Source organism: Mycobacterium kiyosense, from assembly GCA_021654635.1.
GTDB lineage: Bacteria > Actinomycetota > Actinomycetes > Mycobacteriales > Mycobacteriaceae > Mycobacterium > Mycobacterium kiyosense.
Genome location: AP025179.1, coordinates 2,665,832 through 2,680,843, shown reverse-complemented (window position 1 = coordinate 2,680,843; position 15,012 = coordinate 2,665,832). Strand labels below are relative to the sequence as shown.

13 protein-coding genes, 1 tRNA gene and 2 pseudogenes are annotated in these 15,012 nt (G+C 65.2%); 9 read left to right on the top strand and 7 right to left on the bottom strand.

Features of this window, described 5'->3' with window-relative positions:
* Positions 1-92: 92 nt before the first annotated feature.
* Positions 93-178, top strand: a tRNA-Leu gene (locus tag L6444_RS12745).
* Here the strand turns inward: L6444_RS12745 and L6444_RS12740 are convergent.
* The 5 genes and pseudogenes from L6444_RS12740 to L6444_RS12720 all read right to left on the bottom strand — a co-directional run bounded on the left by L6444_RS12740 (position 160) and on the right by L6444_RS12720 (position 5,759).
* Positions 160-1,806 carry a recombinase family protein gene (locus L6444_RS12740; protein ID WP_238304587.1) on the bottom strand — a complete coding sequence of 549 codons (1,647 nt, stop codon included), beginning with the start codon at positions 1,804-1,806 and terminating at the stop codon, positions 160-162. The genes L6444_RS12745 and L6444_RS12740 overlap by 19 nt on opposite strands.
* A 187-nt stretch (positions 1,807-1,993) precedes the next feature.
* Positions 1,994-3,614: pseudogene (locus tag L6444_RS12735) on the bottom strand (replication initiator).
* Positions 3,611-3,808, bottom strand: coding sequence for a hypothetical protein (locus L6444_RS12730; protein ID WP_236983022.1), 198 nt, complete (start codon positions 3,806-3,808; stop codon positions 3,611-3,613). Before L6444_RS12730 ends, L6444_RS12735 begins: the two are co-directional and overlap by 4 nt.
* Complete coding sequence (locus L6444_RS12725) at positions 3,805-5,223, bottom strand: FtsK/SpoIIIE domain-containing protein (protein ID WP_065132523.1); 1,419 nt, start codon at positions 5,221-5,223, stop codon at positions 3,805-3,807. Before L6444_RS12725 ends, L6444_RS12730 begins: the two co-directional genes overlap by 4 nt.
* 143 nt (positions 5,224-5,366) lie before the next feature.
* Complete coding sequence (locus tag L6444_RS12720; RefSeq protein WP_236983020.1) at positions 5,367-5,759, bottom strand: hypothetical protein; 393 nt, start codon at positions 5,757-5,759, stop codon at positions 5,367-5,369.
* 249 nt (positions 5,760-6,008) lie between these two features.
* On the opposite strand from L6444_RS12720, the gene L6444_RS12715 reads away from it, so the two are divergent.
* A complete protein-coding gene (locus tag L6444_RS12715; protein WP_236983018.1) occupies positions 6,009-6,707 on the top strand; it encodes a hypothetical protein in 699 nt (232 codons plus the stop codon).
* 32 nt (positions 6,708-6,739) lie between these two features.
* Positions 6,740-7,210: an NUDIX hydrolase gene (locus L6444_RS12710; protein ID WP_236983016.1), complete on the top strand. Its 471-nt coding sequence runs from the start codon at positions 6,740-6,742 to the stop codon at positions 7,208-7,210.
* A gap of 5 nt (positions 7,211-7,215) precedes the next feature.
* Here the strand turns inward: L6444_RS12710 and L6444_RS12705 are convergent, their stop codons facing one another.
* The gene (locus tag L6444_RS12705; RefSeq protein ID WP_236983014.1) at positions 7,216-7,779 is read right to left on the bottom strand and encodes an HD domain-containing protein; all 564 of its coding nucleotides are present in this window, start codon (positions 7,777-7,779) and stop codon (positions 7,216-7,218) included.
* A 326-nt stretch (positions 7,780-8,105) separates the two neighbouring features.
* Here L6444_RS12705 and L6444_RS12700 point away from each other — a divergent pair.
* From L6444_RS12700 to L6444_RS30575, 5 genes and pseudogenes are all read left to right on the top strand, one after another.
* Positions 8,106-8,405: pseudogene (locus L6444_RS12700) on the top strand (copper-transporting ATPase); the annotation flags it as partial.
* Positions 8,406-8,856: 451 nt separating this feature from the next.
* A complete protein-coding gene (gene cmtR, locus L6444_RS12695) occupies positions 8,857-9,228 on the top strand; it encodes a Cd(II)/Pb(II)-sensing metalloregulatory transcriptional regulator CmtR (protein ID WP_236983012.1) in 372 nt (123 codons plus the stop codon).
* Between the two features lie 73 nt (positions 9,229-9,301).
* The gene (locus tag L6444_RS12690) at positions 9,302-9,580 is read left to right on the top strand and encodes a DUF1490 family protein (protein WP_236983010.1); all 279 of its coding nucleotides are present in this window, start codon (positions 9,302-9,304) and stop codon (positions 9,578-9,580) included.
* A gap of 101 nt (positions 9,581-9,681) precedes the next feature.
* Positions 9,682-12,072 (top strand): heavy metal translocating P-type ATPase, encoded by a 2,391-nt coding sequence (locus L6444_RS12685; RefSeq protein WP_236983008.1) that lies wholly within the window; start codon positions 9,682-9,684, stop codon positions 12,070-12,072.
* Positions 12,069-12,143, top strand: coding sequence for a group II intron maturase-specific domain-containing protein (locus tag L6444_RS30575; protein ID WP_370653183.1), 75 nt, complete (start codon positions 12,069-12,071; stop codon positions 12,141-12,143). The genes L6444_RS12685 and L6444_RS30575 overlap by 4 nt, the downstream gene beginning before the upstream one ends.
* 299 nt (positions 12,144-12,442) lie before the next feature.
* On the opposite strand, the gene L6444_RS12680 is transcribed toward L6444_RS30575, so the two are convergent.
* Positions 12,443-12,847 (bottom strand): class I SAM-dependent methyltransferase, encoded by a 405-nt coding sequence (locus tag L6444_RS12680; RefSeq protein WP_236983007.1) that lies wholly within the window; start codon positions 12,845-12,847, stop codon positions 12,443-12,445.
* A gap of 1,171 nt (positions 12,848-14,018) precedes the next feature.
* Here L6444_RS12680 and L6444_RS12675 point away from each other — a divergent pair.
* Entirely contained in the window at positions 14,019-14,579 is a 561-nt protein-coding gene (locus L6444_RS12675) for a hypothetical protein (protein ID WP_236983005.1), read from the top strand.
* Positions 14,580-15,012: the final 433 nt, after the last annotated feature.

Genomic DNA, 15,012 nt, shown 5'->3' with positions numbered 1-15,012 from the left:
CCTACCACTACCGACGGGCCACGGGTCGGGCCAGCCCGATTGGGCCGACGCGAACCGATCCGATAGCCTTAGCTGCCAACTCAGTTGGCCTTGTCCGAGTGGCGGAATGGCAGACGCGCTAGCTTGAGGTGCTAGTGCCCTACTAATGGGCGTGGGGGTTCAAGTCCCCCCTCGGACACATCCGGCGACACGACTCAGGTCGGCCGTTGCCGTGACTCGTCGCATGTAGGGATCGTAGTCAAGACGCAAACCTAGGCTTGCGTACACAAGTGCGCGTTCCGCCCCCGTTGCCGCACCAAGCACGGCTGACAGCCCACCCAACTCCGTGACCAATTCGCTGATCTGTGCGGCAGACATGACGCGGGGCCGCTCCGCTCGCTCAAGACGGGCCCTCAGCTCGTCGCGCTCAGCGGTGCGGCGACGCAATGCAGCAGTCAAATCCTCAACGGCCACACCAGACTCCACGGCGGTAACCAAAGCAGCAACCTTGCCATTCGCCGCGCTGAGCTGGCGCTGCAAGGCGGCGTAGCCAGTTCCTGGTGCCGGGTCCGCGTCCTGCCCGCGTGCGAGGTCTTCCGGATCGGCCAGGGTGGCGATCCATTCGTCAAGTCGCGCTGTCACCTCGTCTTCACGGAGATAGACAGTGCGCGGGTGATCACTCAGGTCTGCAGGCACAGAACGCGACTTACCCAGCTCACAACGGTAGAGGATGCGGGTTGTTCGCTTCCCGACGCGAGCGGCGCCCTGCATCCGCCGTCCACACGCGGCGCAGAACAGCAGTCCGCGCAGCGCATACGGCACCGTCGATTCTCTGCTGCAGACGAGACCGGGACCCCGCCGCGCCTGCGTCCGAAGACGAACAGCCTGCGCCAGTTCGTCAGGGATCAGCGCTTCGTGGGTGCGGCGGTCCGGTGCGATCCAGTCTGCCTCATCACGCCACCGCATACGTGTCTCATACCCCGCGGCGACATCGTCAGGGTTGACCAGGACCTCGTACTTCTCCTGCTTGCCCCAAACGCGGACACCGCGATATGTCGGGTTGTCGAGTATCGCGCGGATCGCCGAATGAGACCAACCTCGCGGGTCACGGTGACGATTCCGCACCGGGTCATACTGGCTCGGTGACGGCACGCCATCGTCGGTGAGCCGTTGCGCAATGTAGCGGAGGCCAGCACCATCGGCGTACATGCGGTAGATCCGCTCGACGATCGGAGAAGTCTCGGGGTCGGGTTCGAGGCGGTGAAGCCGCTGCCCGAGATTTGCCTTAGCAAGGTTCGGGTGCGGACCGGCATCAACGAGCCGGTAACCATACGGTGGTCGGCCACCGAGATATCTGCTCGTGTCCTGCGCGAGTGCCGACATCGCCGCACGAACACGCATCTGGATTCGCGCCCGCTCTCCCTTGCTCATACCGCCGAAAAGCGTCATCACAAGGTCATGCGCCTCGGAGCCGGGATCGACCGCTCCGCCGACCTCGGGCACCCACAGGCCGACCCCATAGTGCGTGAGCACCGGGAAAGTGAGCGCGAACTGCGGCCCGTAGAACGCACGGGCGGGTTCCCCGATCACCACGGCATCGAAGCCGCGGTCACGAGAAGCGACATCAACAAGCAGACGTGATGCCTCCGGCCTGCGCTTCCACGGCAGCGAGCGGCTCTGTCCCACATCGAAGTAGTCAGCGGCGAGGACTCCGCCATGCGGAGTGATCAGGTCGACGGCCCGGCGCCTCTGCCAGCTGCGGCTCGCCTCCGGGTCTTGAGCGTCCTCGGTGCTCACTCGGCCGTAGAAGGCGAACCTCAGGCTCACGCCACTTCCCTCCCTGATCCGAGCGTCCGGTCCCGCACAGCCATTATGACGTGTACCAGCGCGCGGTTGGCCTCGCGCGGAAGTCGACAGTGGTCGGGCAAGACAATTTCAACACCCCCCCTCTGACATGGTCGGCGCATCGATTCGAGCGCCACACTCGGGGCGAGCACGTGCTGTTCGGGACTTGTCAGTCATCGCGCCCCCCTGGCGGATCCCATTGTTGCTCGCGGGCTTGGCGACGGGCTTCCACCAGTCCGATGCGGCGGGTGTGGATCCGTTGGAGGGCCGCGGAGTAGACGAGGGGTGCGGTCGCCGGGGGTGGCGTGTCCGGCGTGGTCGAACTCCCACCACACGTCGTCGCTTTGCTCGGTTAGATCGAGTGGCGAATGGTGTTGTGGTGAAAAGTCTTTGCCTGCTTGGTGTCGGGCCCAGGTGGCGCGGATGGCGCGTAGCGCGCCCATGGTGACCGAGTAGCGGCGGGATTTGGTGGTGACATGTCCCCGGTAGCCCAGAGTATGTAGCCAGCGACCGATCCCTGCCAAGGCATCGATACCGAGGGTGTGGGCTTGGTCTGCTACGTGGGCGATGGTGGTCAGGATCGCCCGGACGTGGTCGGTGACGTCGAGGTCCGCGATGGCTTCAGCGGATAGGCGGCGGGCGGCGATACCGAAGTCTTGCAGGGATTTGGTGACGTATTTGGCCAGGTATCCGGAGATGCGCCGTGACGACATCCGGCTGATGGCCACGGCTGTGTCTGATTCTGTTGGGGCCGCACAGTTTTCGGCCCTCAGTGGTTGGGTATCGATCTGTGTGCCGAACCGGACCACCAGCGGCGCAGCGTCGCCAGACTCGTTGGGGTTGTCGGCTTGGCGGTTGGTGTCGGGGTTGGGAACGTCGAGGGTGACGGCGCGGGCGGCCTGCTGGATAAGGGCGGCGAGTTTGGCGGCAGACATCGGCGGCTCCCAGGCAGGGCCGGTTGCCGAACGTGCCTCCCCACCGCCACATGTGGCGGTGGGACCGTGATCGTTGTGGTCACGTGAGCCAGCGGTGGCGGTACCGGTGGGGTCGTCGGGTGGATCGAGCCGGATGAGAGCGTGGATGTGGGGGATGGCACGGGCCTGCATTTCGACGACCTTGACGAAACTGGCTTTCACCGAACTCGGTTCGATGCCAGCAGCTTTGAGGTGTTTGGCGAGGTTGCGTCGTAGGGCGATGGTGAAACGCCGCCATAGTTCGGGCAGGTGCCAGGTGAACAGGACGTGCCCGAGGTAGTCGTAGCACTCGGCGCACAGCGGTTGCCCGACCGTGGGATCGGTGCCGTCATGCATGGTGCTGCACCATAGGGGTTTTCCGTGCGGGCATCGCTTGTAGCCACCCATCGTCCTGTGGTCACGGCAGACGCTGCCTCTGCTGCCATGGACGGAGCCAAAGCTGGGCGCGGTCAATGTGACGAATACCTGGGGACGGTCGGCCACGGCGGGGCTCATGTTGTGGCGGCCTCCGGTGGTTCCTGCGGCGACGAGTTGCCAAGTGTCGCGGGCGTACAGGTCTGAGCAGGAGGGACAGACGGCGGCGCGGCGGTTGTTGCACCGCACCCATACGATTCTTTTGCGACCGTAGTCGTCGGTGCCGACGAGTTGGATGGGGTTGACGCAGAACCCGACCGATTCGGTGCGCCGCCACCAGGCGTCGAATCCCGGAGAGCAAGCGCGGCGCACCATCTGGGTGATCACGCGGTGGTGGTCGATGTCGGCGGGAAGACCCGGCAGTGTGATTGCCGGGCTCCCTGCCTCGTGGACGGCGCTCACTGGTGCCCCGCACGGTTGCCGCTGTCGCCGGCTGTGCCGGTGGTGTTCTCGCTGTCGGCCTCGCTAGCCCGGGATGAGCGGGTGCACCGCGCGTGGAAGTCGTGGCCGGGTGAGGCGCCGCGGATCGCCTGATCGATGGCCGGGGAACCCGGTGCCAGCCAGTCGGTCAGCGAGGTCGATGCGAGGATACTCACCGGTGCCCCTGGTTGCTGGCGCGACGGGCCGGTGGGGCGAAATTGTCTGCAAGCCAGGCGATGTCGGTGTCGGTGACATGAAACGCCCGCACTCGCGCTACGGCGGTGTTGCCTTCGGTGAGCACATAACCCACGCCCGGCGTGGTGTCGGGAATTTCTTCGCAGCGTGCGCCCTGCTGGTGGGCCGCCGTGGACAGGATCATCGCGGTTTGGGTGGCTTCGGTCATGCGCAGCCCGACCCGAACCGGGAACAGTTGGCGCAGCGCGACGACGTCTTTGGAGGGGTCTTGCACGGCGGCGATCACACTGACTCCGACCGCGCGGCCTTGGGCCAGCCACAATCCGAGGAGTTGGTCGACTTCGGCGCGTTGTTTGCGATCGGCATAGGCGGTCAGGGTGGCCAACTCATCGACCAGCAGCACGATATGGGGTTCGGCGCGGGTGGGCCGATGACAGCGGGTGGTTCCGCGCAACCGCTGGGCTCGGCCCACCATGGTGGCCGTCGTGTCGCGCAACACCGCCAGAATCGAATCGCTGTCATAGGCGAAGCGGTCGAACAAGGCTTGGCCGGCAGCGAATTCCATACCGCCCTTGGGGTCCAGACAGCGCACGGCGATCAGGCCGGCTTTGATGCCCGGTGCGAGTCCGGCCACCAGGGACCACAGCACTGAGCCCTTGCCGGCGCCGGTGGCCCCACCGACCAGGATGTGGCGGCCGAACAGCGGCAGCGACCACGGGCTGCCCTGCTCGGTAGTCCCCACGGGCACGTTGGCCAGCCGCACCACGCGAGTGTCGGGGCACGGACGCGCCAGCGGGATGGGAGCGGCCAGGGCGTCGTGGTGGCGGACGCGAATCACGATGTCGCGGCCCCGGCCCGTGGCCACCGGCCCGGGTTGAATCGTCACATGGTGGGCGCCGAACGCTGCGGCCAGGCCGTCGACTTGCGCCTGCCAGGTTTTGACAGATTGCCCGACCAGTAGCCGCACTACCAAGGTGTCGACCGCCGCGCCGATGCGCACCGAGGACAAATCGGGCACCAGCGGGTCGGCGTCGGGTTTGCCGCGCGGGGAGATGGTCAGGCCGTGGTGTTCGCAGATGGTGCGCCAGCGTCGCCGATACACGAGATACGTGCGCCGATAATCAGCGACCGGCTTGCCGATCAGCCGCTGATAGGAGTCCGGCTCACCCAACCGCCACCCCCATACGCCAACCGCCCACACCGTGGTCAGCACGCAGGCCCAACGCAAGCCGCCCAAGACGCCGGTGACCGCGAAGACGGTCAAAACGGTCGCGATGTCCGGCCAGCGCAGCGCAAACCGGAACATCCCGATGCTGGTGGCCTTGACTACGCCGACCAGCAGCTCGCCGACCCAATCCTCATCGGATGAATTACTGACCTTGCTCTTTGGAGGCATAATGCCTTGTTCCCTTCGCTGCAGACGCCGCCTGGGCACGCTCGTCGCCGACATGCCCGGGAACGCCGAATCTTGTTTGCATACAAAGCTTTTGTGAAGCAGGCGCCAGGCCTGGTGAGGCTTATGGCTTGGCGCCCGCTCCGCTACGCGTTGTTGCCGGTCTGCTTGGCTGCGGGGGCGGATTGCGAGCTACCGCCGGCGGCGGTGGGACGTGGCCCAAGTACGCCCGACTGAGCACCAGCTGGCCGGATTGAGGTTGCCCGGAACGCGACTCCCGAGCGATCACCCTGTGACCACGGGATCGCCACCAAAGCTTCGACCGCGACGGGCTCGCCCACTTTGACATTGGGTTCGCCGGCCACCGTGACGGCGAGTATCTCCCCGCCGTCCTGGTCGAGGGCCATGAGCTGGACTTGCCAGAGCACCAGGCCCGTTTCTTTGTCGATCCGCGGTGCACCGGTTTCGTGCACGGTCCGCTGCTCAGCTTCGCGCGTGCAGAAGAACTGCGCTGCAGTCGTGTCGATTCGAAGACGCATTTGTTTGATCCCTTCTGGAACGGTACGGCCGCTCGTCGGCAGTGACTCCCACTTCAGCCCGGCATCTGAGACATCGAAACCGCATCTCGGCGGCATCTGTGGACATCTGCATGGCAGACTTCGGACAGCGGGCGACATCGTGCGGGACACCGATGTCATCACAGGTAGGGAGCCAACCGGGTGGGTAACCAGGACACACCGAAGCCGAACCGCCAACTGCGTGCTCAGATCGAGCGCACAAGGCTAGGCGTGCAAGAACTAGCGGATCTAATCGCCGTCGACGCCAAGACTGTCGAGCGGTGGCTGTCGGGCGAAACCGCGCCCTACCCTCAGAATGCTCGCCGCACCGCCGAGGTGCTCGATTGCGACCCGGCCGACCTGTGGCCCGATCTATTCCCGATCATGACGCCGCCGAGCGCCGGCACCGTCGCCGTCAGCGTGTACAGCAGCCGAGCCGACGTCCCGATCACCGTCTGGAAGCAGTTATTCGAAGACGCCGCCGAACATCTTGACATCCTGGTCTACGGCGGCACATTCCTGTTTGACGGCCTTCCCCGCTTCACCAAGATGCTCGCCGCCGCGACCGAACGCGGCGTGGCGGTCCGCTTCATCATCGGTGACCCCGAGTGCGCCACAGTAATGCAGCGTGGCGCGGAAGAAGGCATCGGAGCCGCCCTGGCGGCACGTTGCCGGATGACATTGACACGCCTGCAACCACTCTCGGACACTTCGGGACTGGAGATCCGCACCCACACCGCACCGCTGTACACGTCAATGTTCCGCGCCGATGACACGCTTATCGCCAACCCGCACCTTTACGGTGCCCCGGCTAGCGACAATCCCGCCATCGTGATCAAGCGCGACGACGCACCAGACCTATGGAACGACCATCGACTCGCCTTCGAACGGGTCTGGAACACCGCACGTCCTATCCAAGCTCACCCATAACCAGCCGGACCCGTTCACACCAGGGGAACCAGATGGCCCGAATCGACTACTACAACGATCCCGATGCGCCTCCCGCCAACAGTGTGGTGCCCTCCACCACAGCCGTCGTAACCGACGAGCAAGCTCGCATCCTGCTCATCAAACGCCGCGATAACGACCTATGGGCACTGCCCGGGGGCGGAATGGACTTAGGCGAATCGATCGTGGAAACCGCGGTGCGTGAAGTCAAGGAAGAAACCGGCCTTGATGTCGAAGTCACTGGCCTGATCGGCGTCTACACCAACCCGCGCCACGTCATGGCTTACACTGATGGCGAAGTGCGCCAACAATTTTCGCTATGCTTCACCACACGACTCATCGGTGGCGAGCTGCACATCGATTCCGAGAGCACCAACATCGCCTGGGCACGCGCACAAGATATTGAGTCGCTGAGCATGCATCCGTCGATGCGGCTACGCATCCAGCACTACCTCGAACAGCGGCCAACCCCATACCTGGGTTAGCGAGATCATTCCGCGCCGGAAGTTGCCTGTTGCGCGAGGACCTCCACACGAGCAGCCGCGGCAAGCAATGTCGGCGCGGAGCGCTCGATCGCACGGTGCACCGGATCCTCAGCGGGATACCGCGACAGGATTTCGCTGATCCGACCGTCGGGGCGCATCGGCGAACCGTCCGGGCCGGTCGTCATGTCTGCACAGGTCAATAAGTCCAGCAAAAAATCCGGTGGCTGCGGGAACTCCCCCAACACGTCCGACAAGCCACGTTCCCGCGCTTCGAACACCGCGCCCGTGTGATACGCCACCAGCGACACCACCAGCGGCGGGAAATTCTCCGCCCGAACAAACGCAGCGCCATCTACCGGATGAAAACCGGTCGCACACAGCGACGGCGCGTATCCGACATCGTGCAGCCAGGCCGCGGCAATCAGCGCGTCGGCCTCCAACGGATCGATGCGCGAGACCAACCGCTCCGCGGCAGCCGCCACACCACGCACATGCGCCAACCGCGTCGCCAACGGCTCCAGCCGCGCTTCTGCGACCACGCGGGCACGCTCCGCCAGCACACCAGCCATCAAGCTAGCCTACCCAGCACTCGCCGACCGTCTATTCAGCATCGGCCAGCTCATGCCCGGCGGGCCAACACAGCCGCCGTGGCGGCTCCCGTCCGCTTGGCGCTCCCGTCCGCCGCCACGGACCCAATAGCCTCGCCGGACACTGGACCAGCGGAAACTGCCAGACGCCCGGCGAGCGTGTGAGAGCTTTCAGCCAGGAGGTGCCGCAGCCATGCCCCGCATGCCGCGACCACAGTGTTCTCGGGCCGCGCAGTTGATCGGCATGGCGCCGGCGAAGGCCGCGAGGAAAAAGGGCCCCGACCTGCGATGTGAGAACTTTCTTTACTGCTATCGAGACCGCCGATGTCGCGTTGGCCAACGACAACCTGCAACGCCTGCTCGACGTGTCTGACCTGGGTGCACGCGCGGGCAAGGTCATCGGCCAGAACTACGCCATGTCGATCGCGGTCAACGCCGCCGGGCTGCTGATCGGTGCCTGCGGTGCACTGTCCCCGGTGCTCGCCGCGATCCTGCACAACGCATCCTCGATCGCGGTAGTCACCAACAGCTCTCGGCTGATCCGCTACCACCTGGCCGGTAGCTCCTCGCGTAAGGCGGGCCGTGGTGTCCGCCGAGAATCAGAGTGATCATTGGCGCCACAACTCGTTTCCTGCGCACGCCAGCTGCGGCTACGGTCAGGCCGAAACATCCGCGGCAGATAGCTTGATGCGCTCGCCGGCCAATCAACAACCGCGCCGCCGACGGTCGTCACCCCACTTTTGGCATCGCGGGAACGCCGACAGAGTCGGCGACCGTGGCAGATGCAATATCGAGTGATTCGCCGTCCGACGAGCCGGCCAGCGTTGCGGGCCGGTGTGAACCGCGCGTCGATGAACGGGGTGCCGCCGCCCGCAGGTCGGCCATCGGGAACATATTCCACCCGGCGGAGATATCGACCGGGGGCCTCGGACTGCAGCTGCTGACCGGCGTCGCGGCCCCATCGCCCCTGGCGCCCGCTGAAATCCACGCCAGCGCGGAGGGTCGAATGCGACAATCAGCACTTGCTGTCATGTCAGTTTCGGCTGTACTGTTCCGGTTGTGCTGACGTGTGAGACGCGGGAATCGGCGCTGGCCCGGCTGGGTCGGGCGCTGGCCGATCCGTCGCGGTGCCGGATTCTTGTGGCGCTGCTGGATGGGGTTTGCTATCCCGGCCAGCTGGCGTCGCACCTGGGGTTGACCCGATCGAATGTGTCCAATCATTTGTCGTGTCTGCGGGCCTGCGGGCTGGTCATCGCAACCTATGAGGGCCGCCAAGTTCGGTATGCGCTGGCCGACAGTCACCTCACCCGTGCCTTGGGCGAGTTGGTGCAGGTCGTTCTCGCGGTGGATACCGATCAGCCCTGCCCCGCCGAGCAAGCCCCGCTCGCGGGGGCGGTCGAGATGACAGGTAATCGAACAGGTAATCGATGAGCAGCAACGAATCCGGCGAACAGCGGGCCGGCTGAATTTCGCTGACAGTACACCACGGCAGGAAGGTTTAGCGATGCTTGAATTGTTGGGTAAGGCGGCCGGGACGGTGTTCACCGGGCTGGTCGGGGTGAGCGCCTATGAGGTGGTGAAGAAGGCGGTGGGCGCGGCTCCGGTTCACCGCGCCGCGGTGACCGCTACGGAGTGGGGTCTGCGGGGAACCCGGCGCGCGGAGGTGGCGGCCGAGTCGGCCCGTTTGAAGGTCGCCGATGTGGTGGCCGAGGCCCGCGAGCGCATCGGCGACGAGGCCCCCCTGCCGGTTGCCACCCAGCGCGAGGACGACGACTGCTGCTGACAAGCAGACTGTCCACACTTCGTCCCACGGTGGTCTTTTGGACGCGCGGGGCGAGTGGGATGAAACAAAGATCGCTCGGCTCAAACCACAACTACGGAGGCATGATGCTGACCACTGCTCCTCACCCCGATGCCGGGGGCAAGCTGACCGTTGTATCCGCCGCCGGGGGGCGGATGCGTGTGCACGCTAGCGGGTTTCGGTTCGACGCGGTGCGGGCCGTCGCGATCGAGGACACGGTCGCCACGGTGACAGGTGTGCAGGCCGTGCATGCCTATCCGCGAACGGAATCAGTAGTGATCTGGCATTCGCCGGCGGGCTGCGACACCGCTGCCATCCTGTCGGCGATCGCCGATGCCGAGCGGATCCCTGCAACGTCGGTGCCCGCGCGTGCCCCGCACTCGGCTGAGGTCGGCAAGCCCGGTGTAGTGCAGAAGATCTTCGACTGGACCGCGCGAACGCGGTCGGGTCAGCGCGGTGCTGACCTCGCTGGTGCCGGGGGTGGCGGGGCCGCACAACGAGCCGCGAAGCTCAGTGATGGCTGCTGCGACCACGATGACGAGCGCGAGCCACAGCGGCTCTGGCAAGTCGTCAGGCTGCGGCGGGCCGCGTTGTCCGGGGCGCTGCTGACCGCCGCGGCGGTTACTGCGTGGGTGACTCCCCTTGGGCCGGTCGCACTGGGCCTGAAGATCCTAGCGCTGGCGGTGGGCGCCTCGACGTTCGTGCCCTCCAGTCTCAAGCGAGTGGCCCAGGGCCGCATCGGTGTCGGCACCCTGATGACCATCGCGGCGGCCGGCGCTGTGGCACTGGGTCAGGTCGGCGAGGCCACCATGCTGGCATTTCTGTTTTCGATCAGCGAGGGCTTGGAAGAGTACGCGGTGGCGCGCACCCGCCGCGGTTTGCGCGCCCTGCTCTCGCTGGTGCCCGAGCAGGCCACGGTGCTGCGAGAGGGCACTGAAACCCTTGTCACCGCTGCCGAATTGCGGGTGGGGGATCACATGATCGTCAAACCCGGAGAACGCCTGGCCACCGATGGCGTCATTCGTGCCGGGCGCAGCGCCCTGGACGTCTCGGCGATCACCGGCGAATCGGTACCCGTCGAGGCCGGGCCCGGTGACGAAGTATTCGCCGGGTCGATCAACGGCTCCGGGGTGCTGCAGGTGGAGGTCACCGCCACCGCAGAGGACAACTCGCTGGCACGCATCGTGCACATCGTGGAAGCCGAACAGGCCCGCAAAGGTGCCAGCCAGCGACTGGCCGACCGTATCGCACGTCCGCTGGTGCCGGGCATCATGATCGCCGGGGCGCTGATCGCCGGGACTGGCAGCGTCTTCGGCAGTCCGGCGGTCTGGATTGAACGCGCTCTGGTAGTGCTGGTCGCGGCCTCCCCGTGCGCGCTGGCCATCGCCGTGCCGGTGTCTGTCGTGGCGGCCATCGGCGCCGCCTCCAAGCTAGGCGTCCTCATCAAGGGCGGGGCCGCGCTGGAAGCCTTGGGCACCATCGGCGGGCTCGCCCTGGACAAAACCGGCACGTTGACCGCCAACCGGCCCGCCGTCATCGACGTCGCTACCACCAACGGCGCCACCCGTGAGGAAGTGCTGGCGGTGGCGGCCGCGCTGGAGGCCCGCAGCGAACACCCCCTCGCCGCGGCCATCCTCGCCGCAACCCACGCGCCGATCGCCGCCGCCAGCGACGTGCACGCCATCCCCGGGGCAGGGCTGACCGGCCACCTCGACGGGCATACCCTCCGACTGGGACGCCCCGGCTGGCTCGACACTGCCGAGCTCGCCGATCGTGTGGCGCGCATGCAACAAGCCGGGGCCACAGCGGTTCTCGTCGAACGCGACGAGCAACTGCTCGGTGCCATCGCCGTGCGCGACGAATTACGCCCTGAAGCCACCGAAGTTATCGGCAGGCTACGTGCGGAAGGCTACCAGGTGGCGATGCTCACCGGCGACAACCACGCCACCGCCGCCGCCCTGGCCGATCAAGCCGGAATCGCGCACGTCTATGCCGAACTGCGCCCCGAGGACAAAGCGCGCCTGGTCGGACAGCTGCGAGCTCAGCGACCCACCGCGATGGTCGGCGACGGCGTCAACGACGCTCCAGCTCTGGCCGCCGCCGACCTGGGAATCGCCATGGGCGCCATGGGCACCGACGTCGCCATCGAAACCGCCGACGTTGCGCTGATGGGCCAAGACCTGCGGCACCTGCCCCAAGCGCTAGAACACGCCCGCCGGTCCCGACGGATCATGCTGCAAAACGTCGGACTATCGCTGGGCATTATCACGGTGCTGATGCCGCTGGCGTTGTTCGGGACCCTGGGCCTAGCCGCGGTCGTGTTCGTGCACGAGCTCACCGAGGTCATCGTCATCGCCAACGGTGTGCGCGCCGGCCGCATCACAGCCCTCAACCACAGCAGTACGGGCAGAATGCCCGCCGGGCAGCTCACCGGCTACCCACCGAGACAACGTCGTGCGGTATCCGCGGTATGATCGCGGATTTGAACTCGATCCTGCGCGGCTGGGGTAACTACTTTCGCACCGGTTCTGACTACCAATGGTGATCAGAGGGTATGTATCCGTTGATCGCGGAACACGGTTGGTGGCGATGGAACCGTGCAGCGGCGCTCGATGTCGACATCGGCATGGGCGCTGTAACGTGTCGTGCTCGTCGATGAAGGGTTGGACCCCAGACGACCCAGCCGGAATCACCGCGCTCGACTTGGTCGGTTGGGAGTTGTTCGCTGTTGGTTTGAGTAGAGACCGAGCGGGCTTGAGGACCTTGTCGAGCCCCTGTGGACCCGCGTGCATGTCGGCTGGCGGCGCTGCCCGGTGGCCACGTGGTGCCGGTTGGTGCGGTGTTTCAGGTATGGGCTTGGAGGACCTGGAATGGTGTTGTCCAACTGGTTGATGGTTCGTGGCCGGTGATGGTCAGGTGGTGGGCGGTGAATTCGTCGGCGAGGCCGGTGCCGAGGACGTCGCGGGCATGGGGGCGTTCGGTTAGGCGCAGGTAGGCGTTGAACGCCGGTCGGGCGGTGGGTGGTTGGTCAAGGTCGATGGCCACGACGCGCCCGCCTGGGCGTAGCACTCGGACTGTTTCGTCGATAGCTTGATGGCGGCTGTCGGTGGGTAGTTCGTGCCATCCGAAGACGCTCATGACAACGTCGAATGTGTTGTCGGGGAATGGGAGTGCGGCGGCGTCACCCTCGTGCAGAGTCATGTTGTGAATCCCGGCGCGGTCGAGTTGGGGTCGGCCGATGGCGAGCATCGCCGGGGAGATGTCGAGGGAGTCGATGATTGTGTCGGGGAGAGGGTGGCGAGCAGCCGGGCCGCGTAGCCGGTGCCGCCGCAGAGTTCTAGCACACGCCCGGGGCGCTGGGCGGCGACGTGTTGCGCGAGACGGTCGTGGGGCTTGCCGGGGATGAAGCGGTTTCCGGCCTCGAATATCGGGCCCGCGAGGAAGAATTTGAGCCGGTTGCGAGTCCAGCGTGGTGTCATGACTGTGTTTCCTGTTCTGTTCTGCCGTGTTGTGGTTGGCCGGTGTACCGAGTTGGTACGGCGGTGAATCGGTGGGCGCATGTGGTTGAGCAGAACCGCCAGTCACGATCGTGGTGGCGCAGTCGGGTGGGTGCGGTGGCCGGGTCGATGCGCATGCCGCAGACCGGGTCGAGTGGGTGGCGGGCCACGGCGAGGGCCACCCTGTGTGTCTTGTCCGGGCCAAGGTTGCAGTTAATCGGCTGCTGTTGCTGGTATTTGCCACGTAATTCGGGACGATGAGCGTTTCGTCTGTTCGCAGTTACCTTGCATTTTCGGGCCACGGTACGGGCTACCAAGGATCGCCAGCCCAGAGACGCAAACGGCGTGCCGAGGAATAGGACAACCATTCCCGCAGCCATCATGGCCTGACCGAGAGTTACCAGGTGCGCCAGCCGCGCCGAAGTTGCCGACCGGGTGGCCATCGTCGGACTCGCCGAGGACTCCTGTTTCATCCCAAGTCCGAACAGCTGCCGAAAATCCTGTTGAGGCCCCGACTCGGCCGACAGGAAAACCAGCTCATCCATTGATGCCATTGATACCGCCGGGCGTGCCGCCCGGCCCGCCGACGCCGCCTTTGCCGCCAATGCCGCCGGTCGTGCCGCCGTTGCCGCCCAGCCAATCCGCGCCACATCCCGCGCCGCCGCCGCGACCACATCCGGTGCAACTACCACAGATGGCATGAGCCCGCCTCCACTGATCAAAAGGCCGACAACGGCGTATCAGCCGTACAACTCGGAAGCTACCCACAGAAGTCTTTCTCTAGCTCAAGTTTGATCCAAAGAAAGCTCAACTTAGTCCCTGCGACAAGTAATCCTCATCAATACTCGCATCCCTTCGGGATCCCTGTCGCCAAACCGATCTGCATTCTAGAACTGCACTCTAATTTGTGGATCCCGCAACTATTGGTTCTCAACTACACCGCCGCGGTAAAAGACTCTGGACAGCCCTTTTCCGAATCTCTTGATAACCTGGCTAGACACAGGCTGATTCTCAAGGACCACGCAGGGTTGACAGTGGTCGGGACCGTGAACCCTAAACTATGTGGCCGGCTGAGAAATCTGTTTACCATCATGAACATTTTTGGCTGCGCAAATATCCTTTCGCCATCATTTATTCCCAGACAAACTGCGCACATGCAATTTGCTCAATACGACGACCGTTGCCAGCATTTCGGTGAAAGTCAGAATACTCATCATCAACACTGCGACCGGGTCCGTGAGCGCTTCTTCGGGCCACCGCTAGTCGTACGCGAATGGGGTGTAACATTTGCAAAGCTGAATGGGCTGGCAACAAGCGCGGAAACGCGTGAGCAAGCCATTGCGACCGGGCACCCGCTGGGCGCGCTCGCCGCGCTCATCGCCACTCCAGCTAAACGCGCTGAACGCCTCCTCGATCCAAACACCCGAAAACGCGACGATCAATGTGTTGGTGAATCTCATGGCGGGCCCGCCCGCGGACCGTAGGCATCAGGCTGCATTCGCCCTTCGGCGGGATTCGTGTACCCCCGACCGAGATGACGGTAGGCCTGCCTGGTCATGGCTAGGTTTCCCCGGGGTAGGACATATCCATTATTCTGCGCCGTGAGAGCTCGACCCGGTCGAGCACCGTCGGGGTCGCCTTAGCTTAGCAGCTGAGCGAAACTGGTCCTCGATCGGCGGCTAATAGGGACGGTGTGCTGCGCGGACGCGGCTCGGTTTCGACGTCGAAGGAACAGAACAGGTTGCCGTAGACGTTGATCTGGTCGTGCTGGGCGCCGGACGGCGCGATTTCCGCGCTTGGTCAGGGACCGGATGCGCGCTCCGTTGCTGAGGAGACCCCTTGGCTGGGCTGCACCGCCGGACTCGCCGGCGCCACCAACAGCGCTGTGCTCACCGCGGCGAGCTGCTGGGGGTCGAG